Origin of the sequence: Amycolatopsis sp. MEPSY49, assembly GCF_051337345.1 — a bacterium.
Lineage (GTDB): Bacteria > Actinomycetota > Actinomycetes > Mycobacteriales > Pseudonocardiaceae > Amycolatopsis.
In genome coordinates, this window is sequence record NZ_JBDLYJ010000004.1 from 190,498 (window position 1) to 210,391 (window position 19,894).

Here is a 19,894-nt window from a genome sequence, read left to right on the forward strand (position 1 = left end):
CGCACCGGCGGCCGGAAAAATCAAGCACGCCTGATTGTTTCGCCCCGGACGCTGCGGACCCACTATTGACATCTTGCCAGTAGTGCCGGTCTGCAATAGTTTCCTGGCATGGCCGACTACGCCGAGATCACCTACGCCGTCGCGGACCGGATCGCCACGGTGACGCTCAACCGCCCCGAGGCGCGCAACGGCTACACGATCCGGATGGCCGACGAGCTCGGCGCCGCGATGGACCGCGCCGACCACGACGAGGACGTCCGCGTGGTCGTGCTGACCGGCGCGGGCAAGGACTTCTGCGTGGGCGCGGATCTGTCGCAGGGCGGCTTCGACTTCGACCCGTCGACCGGGCCGGACGCCGCGTGGCAGGAGCCCGCCGGCCGGTGCTCGAAGCGGATCTTCGCGATGAACAAGCCGGTGATCGCGGCCCTGCACGGCGCGGCGGTCGGCGCGGGCAGCACGATCACCCTCCCCTGTGACTACCGCCTCGCCTCGGCGGACTCGCGCTTCGGCTTCGTGTTCACGCGGCGCGGGATCTACCCCGAAGGCGCGTCGGCCTGGTTCCTCCCGCGGCTCGTCGGCATGGGCACGGCGCTCGACTGGATGATCAGCGGCCGTGTGTTCCCCGCGGCCGAGGCTCTCGAAAAGGGCTTGGTGCACAAGGTGTTCCCGGCCGGCACCGTGCTCGACGAGGCCTACGCGCTGGCCCGCGAGATCATCGCGAACACCGCGCCGGTGTCGGTCGCGGTGACCCGCCAGCTGCTCTACCGGATGGCGAGCGCCGAGTCGCCGTTCCCGGTGCACGAACTCGATTCGAAGCTGATCGGCGGTCTGGGTACGAGCCCGGATGCCGTCGAGGGCGTGCTGTCGTTCCTGCAGAAGCGGCCGCCGTCGTTCGGCATGCGCGTCGACAAGGACCTGCCGTCGTACCTCCCCTGGTTGGACAAATGAGCCGCTACCCACCGCAGCCCTGGCACCTGACCGCCGACGCGCGCGTCTCGATCTGGCGGGTGCCGCCTTCTCGCCTGCCTTCGCTGCCCGCCGGCGCGTCGCCGCTGCTCGTCGCGGGCCAGGCGTCGGTGTTCACGGCGTGGATCGACTACACCCCGCCGGGACAGCTGGCGTACCACGAGCTGCTGGCCGCGGTGTCGATCAAGGCGCGCCGGGTTTCGTGCTCCATCACCGAGATCTGGGTGGACAGCGAGACGTCCCTGGCGGGCGGGCGCGAGCTGTGGGCGATCCCGAAGGACCTGGCCACGCTGGACTTCACGACCGGCGACCGCACGTTCACGGCGACCGCGGCGACGTCCGACGCCTGGATCGCGACGGCGGCGTTCAAGCGCCGCCCGGCCCTGCCCCTGCGGGTGCCGACGTCGTTCGAGGTCGTCCAGGAGCGCGACGGGCTGCTTCGGACCCCGGTCGGCGCGAAGGTCCGGCCGCGCCCGGCGTCGGCGGACTGGAGCTTCAACCCGGACGGCCCGCTGGGTTACCTCGACGGCCGCCGCCCGGTGACGAGCCTGGAGCTCCCGGCTTCCGAGTTGCGCTTCGGCGCCTGACCTCGCGCGCCCCACCCCGGCCCGGCCCCGCCCCGCCCCGCACGTAGTGAATGACTCATTCATGTCACCAGACGACATGAATGAGTCATTCACGTCATCGGCCCGCCCGCGCGCCCGACCGGACCACTGGGCACCCGCGGTCCACCCAGGCCGAAGCGGCCTCGAAACCTACCGCCGCAAGCGCGCCCACGCACTCTGAACTGCTCCTCTCGGTGATCACGTAACCCGCCAGGGTGAGGCCGCGACACGCCACCCCTTGGGGCCCGTGCGGGTGATCACCCCTACATGTAGTCTCTGGTGACCGGCAGCCCCCAGCGACGGGGAGACCGCTGCAGAGGGTCGCCGGGCAGCTTTGAAGAACCTGCAGCGCACGGCCTCGTGAGGCCGTGCGGCGATCCAACGCGCCCAAAACTTGGAGACACGCATGTCAGTCGAAACCGGTCAGCGGCCCTCCGCCGCGGACACCCCCACCGCGATCCGGGTCATCCGGCGGGACGGCAGCGTGTCGCCGTTCGACGCCGGCAAGATCTCCGTCGCGCTGACCAAGGCGTTCCTCGCGGTCGAGGGCGGCGACGCCGCCGCGTCCTCCCGCGTGCACCACGTCGTCGCCGAGCTGACCCAGCAGGTCGAGACCACCCTGCTGCGCCACGCCGGCCCCGAGACCGCCCTGCACATCGAGCAGATCCAGGACATCGTCGAGCTCGCCCTCATGCGCGGCGAGCACCACAAGGTCGCCCGCGCCTACGTCCTCTACCGCGAGGAGCGCAGCAAGGCCCGCGAGGCCGCCAAGCCCGCCGCGGCCGAGGTCGCCCTGAACGTCAAGGGCGCCGACGGCGTCCTGCGCCCGCTCGACTGGGCTCGCGTGTCCCACGTCGTGGGCGAGGCCGTCGCCGGGCTCGAGGACGTCGACGCCGAGCCGGTGCTGGCCGAGGCCAAGCGCAACCTCTACGACGGCATCAGCGCCGACGAGCTGGCACTGGCCCAGGTCCTGGCCGCCCGCGTGCTCGTCGAGCAGGAGCCGAACTACTCCTTCGTCTCCGCCCGCCTGCTGCTGGACAAGCTGCGCGGCGAGGCCCTGAGCTACCTGGCCGGCAAGCCGCGCCAGGCCAGCCAGGACGAGATGGCCACCGAGTACCCCGCGTACTTCCGCGCCTACCTGCGCCGCGCGATCGAGCTGGAGCTGGTCGACGCCGAGCTGCAGCGCTTCGACCTCGACAAGATCACCGCCGCGATCCGACCCGAGCGCGACCTCGACTTCGGGTTCCTCGGCCTGCAGACGCTCTACGACCGGTACTTCCAGCACCACGACGGCACCCGCTTCGAGCTGCCGCAGGCGTTCTTCATGCGCGTCGCCATGGGCCTGGCCATCCGCGAGAAGGACCGCGAAGCCCGCGCGATCGAGTTCTACGAGCTGCTGTCGAGCTTCCACTTCATGGCGTCCACCCCGACGCTGTTCAACTCGGGCACCACGCGCCCGCAGCTGTCGTCCTGCTTCCTGACCACGGTGGACGACGACCTGGACTCGATCTTCCAGGCGTACAAGAACAACGCGCTGCTGGCCAAGTACTCGGGCGGCCTCGGCAACGACTGGACCCCGGTCCGCGGCCTCGGCGCCCACATCAAGGGCACCAACGGCCAGTCGCAGGGTGTCGTGCCGTTCCTCAAGATCGCCAACGACACCGCCGTCGCGGTCAACCAGGGCGGCAAGCGCAAGGGCGCGGCCTGCGCGTACCTCGAGACCTGGCACGTGGACATCGAGGAGTTCCTCGACCTGCGCAAGAACACCGGCGACGACCGCCGCCGCACCCACGACATGAACACCGCGAACTGGGTGCCCGACGAGTTCCTCCGCCGCGTCGAGGCGAACGCCGAGTGGACGCTGTTCTCGCCGAACGAGACGCCGGACCTGCACGACCTCTACGGCAACGAGTTCGCCGCCCGCTACCGCGAGTACGAGGCGATGGCCGACCGCGGCGAGATCAAGGTGTTCCGCCGGATCCGCGCGGTCGACCTGTGGCGCCGCATGCTGACCATGCTGTTCGAGACCGGCCACCCGTGGATCACGTTCAAGGACCCGTGCAACCTGCGCTCGCCGCAGCAGCACGTCGGCGTCGTGCACTCGTCCAACCTGTGCACCGAGATCACGCTGAACACCACCACCGACGAGGTCGCGGTCTGCAACCTCGGCTCGGTGAACCTGCTCAAGCACGTCACTCCGTCCGGTTTGGACACCGAGCGCCTCGAGAAGACCGTGCGCACGGCCGTCCGCATGCTGGACAACGTGATCGACATCAACTTCTACACGATCCCGGAGGCGCGCCGCTCCAACCTGCGCCACCGCCCGGTCGGCCTGGGCATCATGGGCTTCCAGGACGCGCTGTTCGAGATCGGCGTCCCGTTCGCCTCCGAAGAGGCCGTCAAGTTCGCCGACGTCTCCATGGAGCACCTGTCCTACTACGCGATCTCGGCGTCGACCGACCTCGCCGAGGAGCGCGGGCAGTACCAGTCGTTCGAGGGATCGCTGTGGAGCAAGGGCATCCTGCCGATCGACTCGATGCAGCTGCTCATCGACGCGCGCCAGGGTGACGGCCTCGACGTCGACCTGTCGTCCACTTTGGACTGGGCGCCGCTGCGCGAGCGCGTCAAGACCGTCGGCATGCGCAACTCCAACGTGATGGCGATCGCGCCGACCGCGACGATCTCCAACATCTCGGGCGTCGGGCAGTCGATCGAGCCGCTGTTCCAGAACCTGTTCGTCAAGTCGAACATGTCCGGCGACTTCACCGTCGTGAACCCGCACCTGGTCAAGAGCCTCAAGGAGCGCGGGCTCTGGGACGAGGTCATGGTCAGCGACCTCAAGTACTTCGACGGCAGCCTCGGCCAGATCGACCGCGTGCCGGACGACCTGAAGGCGCTGTACGCCACGGCGTTCGAGATCGAGTCGAAGTGGATCGTCGACGCCGGTTCGGTGCGCCAGAAGTGGATCGACCAGGCGCAGTCGCTGAACCTGTACATCGCGGCGCCGAGCGGCCGCAAGCTCGACGAGCTGTACCGCTACGCGTGGCACAAGGGCCTCAAGACCACGTACTACCTGCGGGCGCAGTCCGCGACGCACGTGGAGAAGAGCACCCTGCGCGGCACCGACGGCAAGCTGAACGCCGTCTCGGCCACCCCGGCCCCGGCTCCCGCGGCCGCCGCCCCGGCCCCGGTGCCCGCTCCGGCGCCGACGCCGACCCCGGAGCCGGCGCCGGACGTCGACTTCGTGGCCACCGAAGGCGCCGCCTGCCGCATCGACGACCCCGACTGCGAAGCCTGCCAGTAAGGAACTTGACGAACATGACGAACGTGGAGACCACGGACGCGACCGGCCTCGGGGAGATCGAGGTCGGCGCCGCCCGGATCAACGTCGACGACAAGCGCATGATCAACGCGCGCGCCGACGTCAACCAGCTGCTGCCGATGAAGTACACGTGGGCCTGGGAGAAGTACCTCGCCGGCTGCAACAACCACTGGATGCCGACCGAGGTCGCCATGCAGGCCGACATCGCGCTGTGGAAGTCGAAGGACGGCCTCACCGAGGACGAGCGGCAGATGCTCAAGCGCAACCTGGGCTTCTTCGCGACCGCGGAATCCTTGGTGGCCAACAACATCGTGCTCGCGGTGTACCGGCAGATCACCAACCCCGAGTGCCGCCAGTACCTGCTGCGCCAGGCGTTCGAGGAGGCCGTGCACACGCACACCTTCCAGTACATCTGCGAGAGCCTCGGCCTGGTCGAGGGCGAGCTGTTCAACATGTACCGCGAGGTCCCGTCCATTTCGGACAAGGACGCGTGGGCGCTGAAGTACACGCAGAACCTGGAGAACCCGGACTTCGAGACCGGGACGCCGGAGGCCGACCAGGCGTTCCTGCGTGACCTCGTCGCGTTCTACGTGATCTTCGAGGGCATGTGGTTCTACACCGGCTTCGCGCAGATCCTGTCGCTGGGCCGCCGGAACAAGATGGTCGGCATCGCCGAGCAGTACCAGTACATCCTGCGCGACGAGTCGATCCACCTGAACTTCGGCATCGACTGCATCAACCAGATCAAGATCGAGAACCCGCACCTGTGGACGCCCGAGTTCCAGGAAGAGGTCCGCGGGATGCTGAAGGAGGCGTGCGAGCTCGAGGTCAACTACGCGCGCGACACGATGCCGCGCGGCATGCTCGGCCTGTCGGCGCAGCTGTGCGAGCAGTACATGCACTTCATCACCGACCGCCGCGCGCAGCAGATCGGGCTGGCCCCGATCTTCGGCGAGACCGAGAACCCGTTCCCGTGGATGTCCGAGGCGATGGACCTGAAGAAGGAGAAGAACTTCTTCGAGACCCGCGTCATCGAGTACCAGTCGGGCGGCGCCCTCGACTGGGACTGATCTCCCGCACTGGGCCCGGCCGCGCCTTTCGAGGCGTGGCCGGGCTTTTTCACGGAGCCGGGTCGATCCTGATCGTCGCGGCCCGGGCCTCGGGGCTCGCGACGAGGGCGTCGGACACGGGTCCGTACTTGCCGGCGAAGGCGGCGTCGAGCCCGGCGGGCGGTTCGAGACCGGTCGTGAACGACACTTCGCGGGTGACGCCGTCCAGCTCGATCCGGCCGTGGCCGTGGTCGCTCGCCGCGCGGTACCAGCGCGAGCGGACGCCGCGGTAGGCGCGGACGTAGACCCCGCCGTCGACGACCGCCATGCCGATCTCGACGCCGGGCCCGCCACCGTCCCCGGCGGTCAGGACGAGGGAGTAGCTCTCGGCGAGCCGGGCGAGGTCTTCGGGTGTCCAGGTGGTCATGGTTCCAGTGTGGAGCTTCCCCGGGGTCGCGTGCGGGGGCAGGATCCTTCCCAGGCAGGAACTGTCGGCTTTTCCACCCCTTGATCCGGGGCGAAGGTGTCTTCATGACCAAAACCACCGTCACCTTCACCAGCGCCGGCATCGACATCGCCGCGCACCTGTACGTCCCCGACGACGCGGACACCCCGCGCCCGGCCCTCGTCGTCGGTCACCCCGGGACCGGCGTCAAGGAGCAGACCTCCGGGACGTACGCCCGGCTGATGGCCGACCGCGGCTTCGTCACCCTGGCCTTCGACGCCGCCCACCAGGGCGAGTCCGGCGGCCTGCCGCGTGGCCTCGAAGACCCCGCCCAGCGGATCGAAGACTTCAAGGCCGCCGTCTCGTTCCTCACCACCCGGCCCGAGGCCGACGCCGGCCGGATCGGGCTGCTGGGCATCTGCGCCTCCGGCGGCTACTCGCTCGCCGCCACCGGTGGCGACCACCGGGTCAAGGCGGTGGCGACCGTGTGTACCGCCGAACCCGCCCGCCAGTTCCGCTACGGCGCCGACGGCACCCAGGACCCGGCCGTCTTCCAGGGCCTGCTCGACGCCGCCGCGCAGGCCCGCACCGCGGCCGCCCGCGGTGCGGACCCGGGCGTGCTCACGATGTTCCCCGAGACCGCCGCGGAAGCCGGCGCGCTCGGCGGGCAGCACGGCGTCGAGGGCTGGGAATACTACTGCGGCGCCCGCGGCTACCACGAGCGCTCGGCGAAGTTCCTGACCTGGGACAGCGTCGACAAGATGGCCGCGAGCGACGTCTTCCACGCCGTCCCGCTGATCGGCCCGCGCCCGATGCTGCAGATCCTCGGCGAGCGCGCCGTCACCGCGTGGATGGGCCTGGAAGCCCACCGGCGCGCCACCGGCCCCGCGGAGGTCCACTGGATCGAGGGCGCGAGCCACGTCGACCTCTACGACAAGCGCGAGTACATCGACCTCGCCGTCGAGAAGCTGGCAAAGTACTTCACCGCCAACCTGGCTCAGTAGACGTAGCGGCGCACCTTCTCCGGGTGGACCACCAGGCGAAGCTGGTCGACCGCAAGGATTTCCTTGAGGTCCGCGGCGCGGACCGGGTCGTCGAGATCCCAGTAGCGCGCAGCCAACCGGGACGCGAGATCGTGCGCCCCACCGGATTCGACGGATACCCGGCCGGTGACCGAAACCCACCGTTCGCGCTCCCCCACCGGCGCCGCCACGACGAGCGACGCGCGGGGGTCGCGGCGCACCCGCCGCACCTTCGGCGAGTCCGGTTCCGTGAACAGCTCGATCGTGCCTTCGGCCGTCGCCTCGAACCAGACCGGGCGGGGCTCGGCTCCCGCCACCGTCAGGAACCCGTGCAGCGGGCGGCGGAGGAACTCGAGGTCCTCGGAGGTCAATGCGTTCATGACGGCCAGTCAACCCGACCGGGTCGGACGATTCCATGGGTGAAACGCCGGATCACCTACGCGATCGTCTAATCTCGGCCAGGTGGACGCGTTCGGTGACCTGCGGGCCCACGGCTCGCTCTTCGGCAGCTCGGTCCTGTCCCCGCCCTGGGCCCTGCGCTTCGTCGACGGCGCGCCGCTGACCCTGTGCACCGTCCTCGCCGGCGGCGGCTGGATCGTGCCGGACCACGGGACGCCGGAACCGCTCGACGCCTACGACACGGTCGTCGTGCGCGGGCCCGGGACGTTCACCTTCGTCGACGAACCCGGCACGACCGCCGAACCCGTCGACTGCGGGGAGTTCTGCGCCGCGCCCGAGCAGGGCGGGACCCGGCACCGGCGTGGCTGGCACGACTCCGGCGACGGCACGACGACCCTCATCACCGGCGCGTACCCCGTCCGCGGCGAGATCGGCCGCCGGCTGCTCGACGCGCTGCCCGTCGTGCTGCGCGTCGCCGGCGGCGGCACCGGCGACGCCGTGCTCGACCACCTCGCCGCCGAGGTCGCCGTCGACGCGCCGGGCCAGCAGGTGGTGCTCGACCGGCTGCTGGACTGGATGCTCGTCTGCACGCTGCGCGAGTGGTTCGACCGGCCCGGCGGTGCGCCCCCGGCGTGGTGGACCGCCCAGCGCGACCCGGTCGTCGGCCACGCGCTGCGGCTCCTGCACGCCGAGCCGGCGGCGCCGTGGACGGTCGGGACGCTGGCCGCCCGCACCGGTGTGTCGCGCTCGACGCTGGCGAAGCGGTTCGGCGAGCTGGTCGGCGAACCGCCGCTGACCTACCTCACCCGCCACCGCATGACGCTCGCGGCCGACCTCCTGGCCGAGCGGGACAGCGCGACCGTCGCGGAGGTCGCCCGCGCCGTCGGGTACGCCGACGCGTTCTCGTTCAGCGCCGCGTTCAAGCGGGTGCGCGGCAGCAACCCCTCCGCCGTCCGGCGCGCCGGGAAGCCACCCGAAAAGAGGCCCGCCCAGGTGTTGTCAGACCGTCAACAAGGGTGCATCGTGGAGGGGTAGCCGATCTCAGCGGGGAGATGGTCGTTTTGCCGGGCACCGTCAGCCGAGCCGCCGAAGCACTGCGCGAACGCGTTCCGCCCCTGACGGCGCTCCCGCTGCCGCACAAGGTCGACGAACGCTGGCTGCGGTCGCGCTGGCCGGTCAAGGAGCTCGCGACGCCGCCCGCGGGCAGCGGCCTCAAGCCCGTCCTCGGCGACGAAGGCCCGCCGGTCGTCGGGCACATGCTCGAGATGATGCGCTTTGGTCCCGCCTTCGGCCTGCGCCGCTACGAGCTCTACGGCCCGGTGTCGTGGACCGGCGGCTTCGGCCGGCGGATCGTCGCGCTGTCCGGGCCGGAGGCCACGCAGATCGCGCTCGTCAACAAGGACAAGGCATTCTCGCAGGAAGGCTGGAAGTTCTTCATCGAGAAGTTCTTCGAGCGCGGCCTGATGCTGATGGACTTCGGCGAGCACCACCTGCACCGCCGGATCATGCAGGAGGCCTTCACCCGGGCCCGGCTCACGGGCTACGTCAACGAGATGGGCCCGGCGCTGCGCGAAGGCGTCGCGAGCTGGGGATCGAACGAACGGCCACGGCTGTACTGGGCGCTCAAGCAGCTCACCCTCGACGTCGCGACGCGCGTGTTCATGGGGATGCGCAGCGGCGCCGACTCCCACCGGATCAACCGCGCGTTCGTCAGCTCCGTGCGCGCCGGCACCGCGCTGGTGCGCTTCCCGGTGCCCGGCGGCCGCTGGTCGGCGGGCCTGCACGGGCGGAAGGTGCTCGAGCGCTACTTCAGCGAAACCCTGCCCGCCAAGCGCAAGTCGGACGGTGACGACCTCTTCACCGCGCTCTGCCACGCCACCACCGAAGACGGCGACCGCTTCACCGACACCGACATCGTCAACCACATGATCTTCCTGATGATGGCCGCGCACGACACGACGACCATCACCAGCAGCGCCATGGCGTACTACCTCGCCAAGCACCCGGAGTGGCAGGAGCGCGCCCGCGCGGAGTCGCTGGCCCTCGGCGACGACGTCCTCGACATCGAGGCGATCGACCAGCTGGAGACGCTGGACCTCGTGATGAAGGAGGCGCTGCGGCTCGTCGCGCCGGTGCCGTCGCTGACCCGCCAGACCGTCAAGGACACCGAGGTCCTCGGCCACTACATCCCCGCCGGGACCCTGTGCGGCGTCTCGCCGACGGTCAACCACTTCACGCCCGAGTGCTGGACGAACCCCTTCGAGTTCGACCCGGAGCGCTTCGCCGAGCCGCGGCGCGAGGACAAGTCGCACCGGATGGCGTGGATGCCGTTCGGCGGCGGCGCGCACAAGTGCATCGGGCTCCACTTCGGCAGCCTCGAGGTGAAGTTGCTGATGCACGAAATGCTGCGGGCGTACCGCTGGTCGGTTCCGGAGAGTTACACCGCGAAGTGGGACTACGTGTCCCTGCCGGTCCCCGCCGACGGTCTTCCGGTGCGGTTGACCCGTCGCTGACCCGGGTACCGTCTGCCACTGCATACGGGGTGTGACAAAAAGTTACCGCTTGTGGAGATTCGTTCACTCGTTCAGCCGGTAGACACCCCGTTACGCGCATGATGGCGTGGCATCGGTCGCGGCCGAGGGGTACCTAGTGTGGGTTCATGATCCCCGACACCGCGGCTGAACTGGCCTGACCCGTGCATGAAGAGGTGGAGTGTGCCTGAGCCCGGTGCCGCGCCAGGACTGCTGGACGTGGCGCGCAGGTGGGCGGCGACGTTGGCCGACACCAAAGGAGTAACACTTCCCCCGGAGGAGCTGGAGCCACTGCTGCTCGAGATCGCGCACGACGCGGTCGACCACGCCGGCCCGGGCCACGACGGCGCCCTGCAGCGGTTCACGGCGCTGTACGCCGCGTCGCCGATGGGGATCGCGCTCGCCGATCCCGGCGGCGAGATCGTCGAGGCCAACCTCGCGCTCGGCCAGCTGCTCGGCTGCTCGCCGGACAAGCTGCGCGGCCGGCACCTCACCGACCTCGGCTCGACCGACCACGACGTCTCGCGGCTCAAAGCCGGGCTCGAGCAGGTGCGCAACGGACGTGAGCGGTACCAGGAGCGGATGCTGCTCGACCACACCGCGGACGGGCAGCTCTGGGCCGACGTCACCCTCGCCCGGCTGCCCGGCGACCGGCCGGGGTCGGTCTACCCGGTGCTGATGGTGTCCGACGCGAACGAGCTGCACCTGCTGCAGGAGCGGCTGCTGCACCAGAACGTGCACGACCCGCTGACCGGGCTGCCGAACGCGTCGTCGTTCACCACCAAGCTCGAAGCGGCGCTCGGCGCCGGCGCGCGCGACGACATCGCGTTGATCTACCTCGACGTCGACGGCTTCAAGGTGGTCAACGACGGCCTCGGCGCCGGGGTCGGCGACCAGGTGCTGCGCGGGGTCGCGGGCAAGCTGTCGGCGGTGTTCACCGGCCACCACGACGGGTTCGTCGCGCGCCTGTCCGGCGACGGCTTCGCGGTGCTGCTGCGCGGGAAGCTCACCGCCGCCGAGGTCGTCGAGCTCGTCGAGCGAGCCCTGGAGGACCTCAACGAGCCGATCTACCTGGGCGGGCACGGCATCGGCGTGAGCGCGAGCGCGGGCATCGTGGTGCGCGCGGCCGTCGAGGGCGGTGCGGCGGAGCTGCTGCGGGCGGCGGAGATCGCGCTGCACCGGGCCAAGGAGGCCGGCAAGGCGCAGTGGATGCTGTTCGACCCCGAGCTGGACGCCCGCGACCGCGGCCGCTACCAGCTGGGCGCGGTGATCGCCGGAGCACTGGAAAACGGCGAGTTCTCGCTCGTCTACCAGCCCACGGTGAAGCTCTCCGCCCCCGACTGCCTCGCCGCGGTCAACGCCGGCCTGCGCTGGAACCACCCGGAGAAGGGCGAGCTGGATTCGGACGAGTTCTACCCGCTGGCCCAGACGACGGGGATGACGGTGCCGCTGGGACGCTGGCTGCTGGCGGAGTCCCTGGCGGCGACGGCCCGCTGGCGCGCCCGCTTCGGCGACGCGGCCCCGGACGTGTGCGTCCGGCTGCCGACGCGGCTGGCCATCGACCCGGACCTGGTCATGCTGGTGAAGGAGCAGCTGGACAAGCACGAGCTGCCGGCCAACGCGCTCCGGCTGTGCACGGACCGCGACTCGGTCCTCGACCCGCGCGGCGAGGTCCTGGACTCGTTCGCGGTGCTGTCCGAGCTGGGCACGCAGCTGGTGCTGACGATCTCGGGCTCGGCCGACCTGGAGCTGATCCCGCAGCACCGGCTGCCGGTCCACCACGTGATCCTGTCCGGCCCGGTGGTCGACGCGCTGGACACGGACTCCCCACCGGAGCCGGCGTTGCGCCACCTGACGCAGCTGGTGACGCGGGCACGCGAGCTGAAGCTCCGCGTGGGCGCGGAGGGGGTCCGCACGCACGAGCAGGCGGCCCGGTTGCGTCAGCTGGGCGTGCTGGCGGCCCGCGGGCCGTTCGTGACGGACTCGGCCACCGGCGACGAGGTCGACGAGCTGATCGCCCGGCACCCCGTCACCTGACCGGCCCCTGGAAGCGCCCCAATGTGGCCTTCGGTGCGTCAGACGCAACCAAGGCCGCCTTGGGTGCGTTGAATCAGCACTGCGGCGCGAAGCGCCTCCGTTGAGGGTGGCGGCGGGGGCATGGATGGAGCAACCAAGGCCGCCTTGGGGCGCTTGGGCCTGTCGCTGGACCGCCATCGCCGCGGCACCCCGGCGGGTAGACCAAGCCGGTGCGGCGGTGGCTCCGAAGACCCGGCAGGATGGGTTCTGCCGCCGACGAGAAGGGACGTCCATGGACGCCGGAGACCTCGCCCCCGACTTCACGCTGCCCGACGACCAGGGCGCCGAGCGCACGCTGTCGGACTTCCTGGCCACCGGGCCGGTCGTGCTGTTCTTCTACCCCGCCGCGATGACCGGCGGCTGCACCGCCGAGAGCTGCCACTTCCGCGACCTCGCCGCCGAGTTCGCCGAGGTCGGCGCGCACCGGATCGGGATCAGCCCGGACGGCGTCACCAAGCAGCGGCAGTTCTCCGAGGCCAACGGCTTCGACTACCCGCTGCTGTCCGATGTGGAGGGTGAGGTCGCGAAGCAGTTCGGCGTCTGGCGGAAACTGCTGCCGCTGCACGCCAAGCGCGTCACCTTCGTGATCGGCGAGGACCGCAAGGTGCTCGAGAAGATCAAGAGCGAGCTGAACTTCACGGTCCACGCCGACCAGGCGCTCAAGGTGCTGCGGGAGCGCGACAAGGTGTCCTGAGCGGTCAGCGGCGGGGCGGCCAGACCCGCGGCGGCCGGCGCAGCCGCGGCCCGGCCGGCCACCCGCCGCGACGGCGGCCGTCGCACCGGCGAGCCCAAGCGGGTGTCTCGTCGGCGCGCCGGCGTCTCGCGGTCCGGGTGACGCGCGGACGTTCGCACAGCCAGCGGTGCCCCGCTTCGGTCACGTACCCCAGGTTCACGACTTCTCCCTACGCCAGACGTGGTTGACACCCGCGCACGACGGCGCGAGGGGTTTCTCGGCCGGCTCTTCGCGCACCTTCACGAAGCCCAGCCGCGCCGGCACGGCTCCACTTCGGACGTTCAGCTCGTCGTGCTTGATCTCGACGTAGCCCGCGCCCGACCGGAACGCCTCCTCGGTGAGCAGCCGCGCCGCGCGGGTCATCAGGCCGCGGCCGGTCGCCTCCCGCGCCAGCCAGTAGCCGATCTCGACCCCGCCCTCGCGCGCCATCGTGCCGATGCCGCCCGCGATCGAGCCGTCGACGCGGATGGCGAAGTCGTGCGTTTCCCCGCTTTCCCAGTTCTTCCGGGTGCGCTGCAGGAACTCGGCGCTGTCTTCGGCGCTGTAGCCGCCGGTCGCCCAGATCAGCCAGGCCCCGAGGTGGTCGAGGGACCCGTTGACGGCCGCGGTGAGTTCCGGCTCGTCGGCGAACGTCCAGCGGGCCAGCGTGAAGCCGTCTCCGGGGTAGGTTTCCTTCACGGCTTCTCCTTCCGCCACACCTGCTTGACGCCGGCGCAGGCCGCCGGCCGGACTTCGTCGTCCGCGAGTTCCTTGCGCACCACGGTAAACCCGAGCCGGGCCGGGATTGCTCCACTTCGGACGTTCGCCTCGTCGTGCTTGATCTCGACGTACCCCGCGCCACGCGCGAACGCGTCCGAAACCAGCAGCGTCACGGCGCGGGTCACCAGACCGCGGCCGGTGAACTCCCGCGCGAGCCAGTAGCCGATCTCGACGCCGCCGTCGCGGGTCATCACGCCGATCGCGCCCGCGAGCGAGCCGGCCACCCGGATCGCCCACTCGTACGCCCGGCCGGTTTCCCAGTTTTCGTGCGTCAGCCGCAGGAACTCCGCCGCGTCGGCCTGCGTGTAGCCGCCGGCCGCCCACGGGACCCAGTCGGCCAGGTGCGCGCCGGACCCCGAAACCGCGGCCGCGACGGCCGAGCAGTCGCCGGACTGCCAGCGGGTGAGCGAAAACTCGTCACGGGTGAACGTTTCGGCCGGGGTCTCCATGGCGTCCATGGTGCCCCGGCCGAATCGAAACCGCGCCCGATTTAATTGACGATGACGCTGTCCGGGATCTCCGTGTCGTTCTTCAGCGCGTCGAACAGCTGCTTCGACTTCGTCTTGTCCCAGTTCTCCGCCGAGCCGTTCGTGACCGGGACCGTCGTCGTCACCACGCCGCCCGAGGAGATGCCGCGCATCGCGATCGCCAGGCCGGCCAGGTTGTGCACGTGGTCGCCCGAGTCCATCGTCAGCGCGTCCGGGCCGGAGCCCAGCAGCGGGAAGAAGTGGAACGGGTTGAGCAGCGTGCCCGGGCTCGCGATCTGGCTCACCAGCGCGCCGATGAACTTGCGCTGGTTGGCGACGCGGTCGAGGTCCGACCGCGGCGTCGCGTCGCTGTGGCGCATGCGGACGAAGCCCAGCGCCGAGCGGCCGTCGAGCGACTGGCAGCCCGCCTTGATGCTGATCCCCGTCATCGTGTCGTTCATGTCCTTGTCGATGCACATGTCGACCCCGCCGATCGCGTCGACGATCTTGGCGAACCCGCCGAAGCCGATCTCCGCGTAGTGGTCGATGTGCAGCCCGGTGGCGCCTTCGACGGTCTGCGCGAGCAGCGACGGCCCGCCCAGCGAGAACGCCGCGTTGATCTTGTTCGTGCCGTGGCCCGGGATCTTCACCTGGGAGTCGCGCGGCAGCGACAGCAGCGTCGGCTTCGTCGAGTTGTCCGGGATGTGCGCGACCATGATCGTGTCGGTGCGCTGCCCGCCGCCGGCCGCCGCGACGTCACCGGTGGCCAGCCGCTCCTCGTCCTCGGCCGTGAGGCCTTCCCGGCTGTCGGAGCCGACGATCAGCCAGTTGGTGCCGGACGCGGCGACCGGGCGGCCCGAGTAGTCGGCGAGCGCGTCGACGCGCTTGATGGAGAACTCCAGGTAGACCCAGATACCGGCGACGAACACCACGAACACCAGCAGCAACGTCAGCAGGATCCGGCCGAAGCTCCAGCGGCGACGCCGGCGCGGCGGCCGGGACGGCGGGTAGTCCTCGTCCGGACGCGGCGGGTCACGCCGGGGCGGCGGAGGCGGCGCGTACTGCCGCTCGTCCTCGCGGGTGCCCATCGGGCGGGTGCGCTCGTCGTACGGGCTGCGGCCGCGCCCGGGCAGCGGCATCATCTGCGCGCGCTGGTGGTCCCGGGGACGCGCGGGAGGCCGGGGCGGCATGCGGCGCCCGCCGTCGTCGCCACGGTACGTCATCTCCATCACCCAATCCCGATCCGGACAAACCTGTCGTCGTCAGTACACCGCACGTCCTCTACAGGAGGACGCCCGGCACCGGGTCGGGTTGTCCGGCGAGGCTACTTGCCGGTCGCCTCGTAGCCGAACTGGTGCACCTTGAGGTACCCGGAGCGGAACCCGGCCTCCGAATAGGCCAGGTAGAACTCCCACATCCGGCGGAAGACGTCGTCGAACCCGAACCCGGCGATGTCGGCCCAGCGGTGCAGGAACCGTTCGCGCCACAACCGTAACGTGCGCGCGTAGTCTTGGCCGAACTCGCGCATCCCGGCCAGCTTGAGCCGGGTGTTCGCCTTGACGCCCTCCTCGATCGAGCGCACCGACGGGATGATCCCGCCCGGGAAGATGTACTTGTGGATCCAGGTGTAGGCGCGCGAGGCCGCCAGCATCCGGTCGTGGTCCATGGTGATGGCCTGCAGGCCGAACCGCCCGCCGGGGCGCAGCCGCTCCCCGATCGTGGCGTAGAACGCCGGCCAGTAGGACGCGCCGACGGCCTCGATCATCTCGACGCTGACCACGGCGTCGTACTGGCCGCTCGACTCGCGGTAGTCGCACAGCTTCACTTCGACGCGGTCGGAGAACCCGGCCGCGGCGATGCGCTCGGTCGCCAGCGCCCGCTGTTCCTCCGAAATGGTCAGTGACGTCACGTGCGCGCCGCGGGCGGCCGCGCGGATCGCGAGTTCACCCCATCCGGTACCGATTTCGAGGACTTCGCTGCCCTCGCGGACGCCGGCGTAGTCGAGCACGCTGTCGATCTTGCGGTGCTGGGCCGCGGTCAGATCCTCGCCGGGACCGAACAGCGCCGAGGAGTACATCATCGACTCGTCGAGGAAGGCGCCGAAGAGGTCGTTCGACAGGTCGTAGTGGCGGTGGATGTTGGCCCGCGCGCCCTCGAGGGTGTTCTCTTCGGACGGCGGCTGCGTGCGCTCGGCGATCCGCCGGAACTTCTGCAGCACCGGCGGCACCAGGGTGGCCATCCGCTCGGCGAACGGCGTCAGCACCTCGGCCAGGTCGGACGCGGTCCAGTCACCGGCCATGTAGGACTCGCCGAAGCCGATCTTGGCGTCCACGCCGAGGCGGTGGAAGAACGCTTCGGGACGCAGGATGCGCATTTCGGGCGATTCCGGCCCGCCGGCGCCGAGGACGGTGCCGTCCGGGAACGTCACCCGCACGTCGAGCGGGCGGACCGCGCGGCGGAACAGCGCGGCGGCGATCCGCGCGCGCAGAGCCGAGTGCGGCGGGGTGGCCAGGCCCGGCCAGCGGGACTCGTCGGGGATTTCCTGAGCGCGGTCAACACTCGAGGTGGTCACGGGGTTCTCCCTCCGGCCGGCCGGGTACGCCGGTGATCGATCCTAATCGCCGCACCCCCGCGGCGCGCTTCGCCGAATGCCCTGTTCGGGGGCACTTTCACACGGGTATTCGCAGGCGCTCGGGCCCCGGCGCGGCCCAGGCGCCACGGAGTTCCGCGCCGGCGTTCCCGGCGAGCACTTCCAGTGTGAAAGCAATCGTCAGCCGGGTCCACACGGACGACCGGCGGAGCATCGCGTGGCCCTCGTTCGCGATCTCGAACCGGGCGACGCGGGCGGCGACGCCCTCGGCGCGTTCGGCGAAGGCGTGCGACTCGGCCGGGCTGGTCATCCGGTCGCGGGTGCCGTGCACGATGAGCACCGCCCGCCCGGCGACCGCGGCCACCGGCTCGCCCCGCGGCGTCCACGGCGCCAGCGCGCAGACCCCGCGCACGGCCGGGTCGTCGGCCACGCGCAGCGCCACCCGGGCGCCCATGGAGTGGCCGACCAGCACCACCGGCAGGCCGGGGTGGTCGGCGTGGATGCGCTCGAGGGCCCAGCGGGCGTCGTCGATCGGGTCCATCGCGGGGGCGTTCCAGCCGTAGCGCCGGTTGCGCAGCAGCCGCACCTCGACGCCGTGCCCGCGGCCGGCCCGGTGCAGGGCGCGCGCGATCGGCACCATCCGCAGGAAGGCGAGCTTCCAGGGCGGCACGCCGCCGGTGCCGCGCTCGGCGCCGCCGTGCAGCACGAGCACGACCGCTTCGGTCCGCCCACGCGCCCGCCGCACCGACACGGCCGGTTCCGCTTCGCTCACCCAGTCCTCCTGTCGCCCGCATCCGGGTCAACCCCGCCCGGCCACCGGGCTATTCCACCGCGCACCACCATCTTCGCGGTAGATTCGGCGCCCGATCCCCTACGGAAGGGTGGGTGTGGTGAGCGCCACGGACATCTCGGGCAGCGTCGCCAAGCAGCTGGCGGACGTCGAGCAGGCCAACGCGGAGGCAGTGCGCGAAGCCGCGGATCTGGTCCTGGGGGTGATCCGGGCCGACGCACTGGTCTATACCGCCGGGGCCGGGCACTCGCTGGCGGCCGTCGCCGAGACGTTCTACCGGGCCGGGGGCCTGGCCTGCGTCTACCCGCTGTACCACCCGGACCTGCTGCCGCTGCACGGCGCGGTGAGCAGCACGCAGACCGAGCGGCGCAGCGGCCTGGCCGCCGAGGTCCTCTCCGAGCGCGCGCCGGGGCCGGACGACGTGCTGGTGGTCTTCTCGACGTCCGGGTCGAACCCGTACCCGGTCGAGCTGTGCATCGGGGCCCGCAAGCGCGGGGCCGCGGTCATCGCGATCACGTCGCGGGCGTGCGTGGCGGCGGCGCCGAAGCGGTCGTCGAGCAACCTGGTGGAGCAGGGCACGGTGGTGCTGGACTCGCTGGTGATCCCCGGCGACGCCAGCTACCCGCCGGACGCGCCGCGCACCGCGCCGCTGTCCACTGTGGTCAACGCGTTCCTGTGGAACCTCGTGCTCGCCCAGGTCCACGACCGCGGCACCGCCGAAGGGCTCGACGTCCCGCTGTGGCGCAGCTCCAATGTGGAGGGTGGCGACGAGGCCAACGCGGCACTGCTGGCCAAGTACGGCGAGATCGTGCCGCGACTGCGCTGACACCTCGTGGGAAAGCACCGGCCGGGCATGCCTTGACGGCGTGCCCGGTCCCCTTTAGCGTCGACATACCGACTGGTCGGTGTGGACCGGTCGCTCCCCGAGGAGGTCCGATGGACAGCGCCACGGCGACGGTGCACGGCGAGTGCGCGCCCGGCTTCGAACCGGTGCGAGCGGCCTTCGAAGAAAACTTCCGCTCCCGCGGCGAGCTGGGCGCGGCGTTCACGGCCATCCGCGACGGCGAAGTCGTGGTGGACCTGTGGGGCGGCTGGTCCGGTCCCGAGCGCACGGCCGAATGGCAGCCGGACACGCTCGCCAACGTGTGGTCGACGACCAAGGGCATGACGGCGATCTGCGCGCACAAGCTGGTCGACGCGGGCGAGCTGGACGTGGACGCGCCGGTGGCGAAGTACTGGCCCGAATTCGCGGCGGCGGACAAGGCGGAGGTGCCCGTGCGGTGGCTGCTCACCCACCGCTCCGGCGTCCCGGGGATCGGCCTCGACCGGCCCGTGCGGGTCGAGGAGCTGTACGACTGGGACCTCATGACGTCGCTGCTGGCGGCCCAGGAACCGTTGTACGTGCCCGGTTCCGCGGGCGGTTACCACGCGCTGGCCTACGGCTGGCTCGTCGGCGAGGTCGTCCGGCGGATCGCCGGGCAGGGCATCCGCGAGTTCTTCGCCGAGCAGGTCGCCGGGCCCCTGGACGCGGACTTTTCGATCGGCTTGGCGTCCGACGCCGACCTGGACCGCTGCGCGACGCTCGTCGACCCGGTCATGACCGAGGAGATGGCCAACGCGCTGGCCACGGCGTTCGCCGCGGCCGGCCCGGTCGCCCAGGCCGCGCTGACCAACCCCCAGCTCGCGGGCCACCACGCGAACGACCCGGCGTTCCGCCGCGCGGTGCTGCCGGCGTTGAACGGCCACGGCACGGCCCGCGCGATCGCCACGATCTACGGAGCGCTGGCCACCGGCGGTCTCCTGTCCGCTCCGGCTCTCGCGAAGGCGCGGGAGAGCCAGGGCAAGGAGATCGACGCGGTCCTCGGCCTGCCGAACGAGTGGGGCCTGGGCTTCTACCTGGGCAGCGACGCCCGCGGTTTCGGCCCGAACCCGGCGGCCTTCGGTCACGACGGCCTGGGCGGCTCGACCGGCGGCGCGGACCCGGAAAACGCAATGTCGTTCGGCTACACGCTCAACCAGCTGGGCCCGCTGATCCGCGACGACCCGCGGAAGATGGCGCTGGTCAACGCGCTCTACGAAAGCCTGGACACCCAGACCCGGTAACCGACGGGCTGAAGGGCACCTTCAGGTGCATGTGATG

Annotated in this window: 18 protein-coding genes; 11 read left to right on the plus strand and 7 right to left on the minus strand. The window is 70.9% G+C overall.

Annotated elements, in window-relative coordinates; all coding sequences use genetic code 11:
- Positions 1–108 precede the first annotated feature (108 nt).
- The 4 genes from ABFJ78_RS20360 (at position 109) to ABFJ78_RS20375 (ending at position 5,963) form a co-directional block, all read left to right on the plus strand.
- A complete protein-coding gene (locus ABFJ78_RS20360) occupies positions 109–948 on the plus strand; it encodes an enoyl-CoA hydratase-related protein (protein ID WP_436387951.1) in 840 nt (279 codons plus the stop codon).
- Positions 945–1,553, plus strand: a complete 609-nt coding sequence (locus tag ABFJ78_RS20365) for an acetoacetate decarboxylase family protein (protein WP_436387952.1) — start codon at positions 945–947, stop codon at positions 1,551–1,553. Before ABFJ78_RS20360 ends, ABFJ78_RS20365 begins: the two co-directional genes overlap by 4 nt.
- Before the next feature lie 424 nt (positions 1,554–1,977).
- The gene (locus ABFJ78_RS20370; protein WP_436387953.1) at positions 1,978–4,875 is read left to right on the plus strand and encodes a ribonucleoside-diphosphate reductase subunit alpha; all 2,898 of its coding nucleotides are present in this window, start codon (positions 1,978–1,980) and stop codon (positions 4,873–4,875) included.
- Between the two features lie 14 nt (positions 4,876–4,889).
- Positions 4,890–5,963, plus strand: coding sequence for a ribonucleotide-diphosphate reductase subunit beta (locus ABFJ78_RS20375; RefSeq protein WP_436387954.1), 1,074 nt, complete (start codon positions 4,890–4,892; stop codon positions 5,961–5,963).
- A 49-nt stretch (positions 5,964–6,012) separates the two neighbouring features.
- Here ABFJ78_RS20375 and ABFJ78_RS20380 read toward each other — a convergent pair whose 3' ends face one another.
- Positions 6,013–6,369 (minus strand): DUF2255 family protein, encoded by a 357-nt coding sequence (locus ABFJ78_RS20380; RefSeq protein ID WP_436387955.1) that lies wholly within the window; start codon positions 6,367–6,369, stop codon positions 6,013–6,015.
- A 104-nt stretch (positions 6,370–6,473) separates the two neighbouring features.
- On the opposite strand from ABFJ78_RS20380, the gene ABFJ78_RS20385 reads away from it, so the two are divergent.
- Positions 6,474–7,391 (plus strand): alpha/beta hydrolase, encoded by a 918-nt coding sequence (locus ABFJ78_RS20385; protein ID WP_436387956.1) that lies wholly within the window; start codon positions 6,474–6,476, stop codon positions 7,389–7,391.
- On the opposite strand, the gene ABFJ78_RS20390 is transcribed toward ABFJ78_RS20385, so the two are convergent.
- Positions 7,385–7,789 (minus strand): pyridoxamine 5'-phosphate oxidase family protein, encoded by a 405-nt coding sequence (locus ABFJ78_RS20390; RefSeq protein WP_436387957.1) that lies wholly within the window; start codon positions 7,787–7,789, stop codon positions 7,385–7,387. The two genes, ABFJ78_RS20385 and ABFJ78_RS20390, sit on opposite strands and share 7 nt — an antisense overlap.
- Before the next feature lie 82 nt (positions 7,790–7,871).
- Between ABFJ78_RS20390 and ABFJ78_RS20395 the strand changes: the two genes are divergently transcribed.
- From ABFJ78_RS20395 to ABFJ78_RS20410, 4 genes are all read left to right on the plus strand, one after another.
- A complete protein-coding gene (locus tag ABFJ78_RS20395; RefSeq protein ID WP_436387958.1) occupies positions 7,872–8,843 on the plus strand; it encodes a cupin domain-containing protein in 972 nt (323 codons plus the stop codon).
- A gap of 17 nt (positions 8,844–8,860) precedes the next feature.
- Entirely contained in the window at positions 8,861–10,321 is a 1,461-nt protein-coding gene (locus ABFJ78_RS20400; protein WP_436387959.1) for a cytochrome P450, read from the plus strand.
- 237 nt (positions 10,322–10,558) lie between these two features.
- The gene (locus ABFJ78_RS20405; RefSeq protein WP_436388408.1) at positions 10,559–12,376 is read left to right on the plus strand and encodes a putative bifunctional diguanylate cyclase/phosphodiesterase; all 1,818 of its coding nucleotides are present in this window, start codon (positions 10,559–10,561) and stop codon (positions 12,374–12,376) included.
- A gap of 271 nt (positions 12,377–12,647) precedes the next feature.
- Positions 12,648–13,109 (plus strand): peroxiredoxin, encoded by a 462-nt coding sequence (locus tag ABFJ78_RS20410; protein WP_086672450.1) that lies wholly within the window; start codon positions 12,648–12,650, stop codon positions 13,107–13,109.
- 195 nt (positions 13,110–13,304) lie between these two features.
- Here the strand turns inward: ABFJ78_RS20410 and ABFJ78_RS20415 are convergent, their stop codons facing one another.
- The 5 genes from ABFJ78_RS20415 to ABFJ78_RS20435 form a co-directional block, all read right to left on the minus strand.
- Positions 13,305–13,826, minus strand: a complete 522-nt coding sequence (locus ABFJ78_RS20415) for a GNAT family N-acetyltransferase (protein WP_436387960.1) — start codon at positions 13,824–13,826, stop codon at positions 13,305–13,307.
- Entirely contained in the window at positions 13,823–14,356 is a 534-nt protein-coding gene (locus tag ABFJ78_RS20420; RefSeq protein ID WP_436387961.1) for a GNAT family N-acetyltransferase, read from the minus strand. The genes ABFJ78_RS20415 and ABFJ78_RS20420 overlap by 4 nt, the downstream gene beginning before the upstream one ends.
- Positions 14,357–14,397: 41 nt before the next feature.
- Positions 14,398–15,603: an LCP family protein gene (locus ABFJ78_RS20425; RefSeq protein WP_436387962.1), complete on the minus strand. Its 1,206-nt coding sequence runs from the start codon at positions 15,601–15,603 to the stop codon at positions 14,398–14,400.
- A gap of 95 nt (positions 15,604–15,698) precedes the next feature.
- Positions 15,699–16,946 (minus strand): class I SAM-dependent methyltransferase, encoded by a 1,248-nt coding sequence (locus ABFJ78_RS20430; protein WP_436387963.1) that lies wholly within the window; start codon positions 16,944–16,946, stop codon positions 15,699–15,701.
- A 97-nt stretch (positions 16,947–17,043) separates the two neighbouring features.
- Entirely contained in the window at positions 17,044–17,736 is a 693-nt protein-coding gene (locus ABFJ78_RS20435) for an alpha/beta hydrolase (RefSeq protein ID WP_436387964.1), read from the minus strand.
- A gap of 115 nt (positions 17,737–17,851) precedes the next feature.
- Between ABFJ78_RS20435 and ABFJ78_RS20440 the strand changes: the two genes are divergently transcribed.
- Both ABFJ78_RS20440 and ABFJ78_RS20445 read left to right on the plus strand, forming a co-directional pair.
- Positions 17,852–18,580 carry an SIS domain-containing protein gene (locus ABFJ78_RS20440; protein ID WP_436387965.1) on the plus strand — a complete coding sequence of 243 codons (729 nt, stop codon included), beginning with the start codon at positions 17,852–17,854 and terminating at the stop codon, positions 18,578–18,580.
- Positions 18,581–18,690: 110 nt separating this feature from the next.
- Entirely contained in the window at positions 18,691–19,857 is a 1,167-nt protein-coding gene (locus tag ABFJ78_RS20445) for a serine hydrolase domain-containing protein (protein WP_436387966.1), read from the plus strand.
- Positions 19,858–19,894 lie beyond the last annotated feature (37 nt).

What these genes read in the sequence shown, in the direction of transcription:
- ABFJ78_RS20445 (WP_436387966.1), top strand. Translation starts at nt 18,691, where the DNA reads ATGGACAGCGCCACGGCGACGGTGCACGGCGAGTGCGCGCCCGGCTTC.
- ABFJ78_RS20385 (WP_436387956.1), top strand. Translation starts at nt 6,474, where the DNA reads ATGACCAAAACCACCGTCACCTTCACCAGCGCCGGCATCGACATCGCC.
- ABFJ78_RS20410 (WP_086672450.1), top strand. Translation starts at nt 12,648, where the DNA reads ATGGACGCCGGAGACCTCGCCCCCGACTTCACGCTGCCCGACGACCAG.
- ABFJ78_RS20420 (WP_436387961.1), bottom strand. Translation starts at nt 14,356, where the DNA reads ATGGAGACCCCGGCCGAAACGTTCACCCGTGACGAGTTTTCGCTCACC.
- ABFJ78_RS20365 (WP_436387952.1), top strand. Translation starts at nt 945, where the DNA reads ATGAGCCGCTACCCACCGCAGCCCTGGCACCTGACCGCCGACGCGCGC.
- ABFJ78_RS20370 (WP_436387953.1), top strand. Translation starts at nt 1,978, where the DNA reads ATGTCAGTCGAAACCGGTCAGCGGCCCTCCGCCGCGGACACCCCCACC.
- ABFJ78_RS20360 (WP_436387951.1), top strand. Translation starts at nt 109, where the DNA reads ATGGCCGACTACGCCGAGATCACCTACGCCGTCGCGGACCGGATCGCC.
- ABFJ78_RS20400 (WP_436387959.1), top strand. Translation starts at nt 8,861, where the DNA reads ATGGTCGTTTTGCCGGGCACCGTCAGCCGAGCCGCCGAAGCACTGCGC.
- ABFJ78_RS20380 (WP_436387955.1), bottom strand. Translation starts at nt 6,369, where the DNA reads ATGACCACCTGGACACCCGAAGACCTCGCCCGGCTCGCCGAGAGCTAC.
- ABFJ78_RS20390 (WP_436387957.1), bottom strand. Translation starts at nt 7,789, where the DNA reads ATGAACGCATTGACCTCCGAGGACCTCGAGTTCCTCCGCCGCCCGCTG.
- ABFJ78_RS20425 (WP_436387962.1), bottom strand. Translation starts at nt 15,603, where the DNA reads ATGGAGATGACGTACCGTGGCGACGACGGCGGGCGCCGCATGCCGCCC.
- ABFJ78_RS20375 (WP_436387954.1), top strand. Translation starts at nt 4,890, where the DNA reads ATGACGAACGTGGAGACCACGGACGCGACCGGCCTCGGGGAGATCGAG.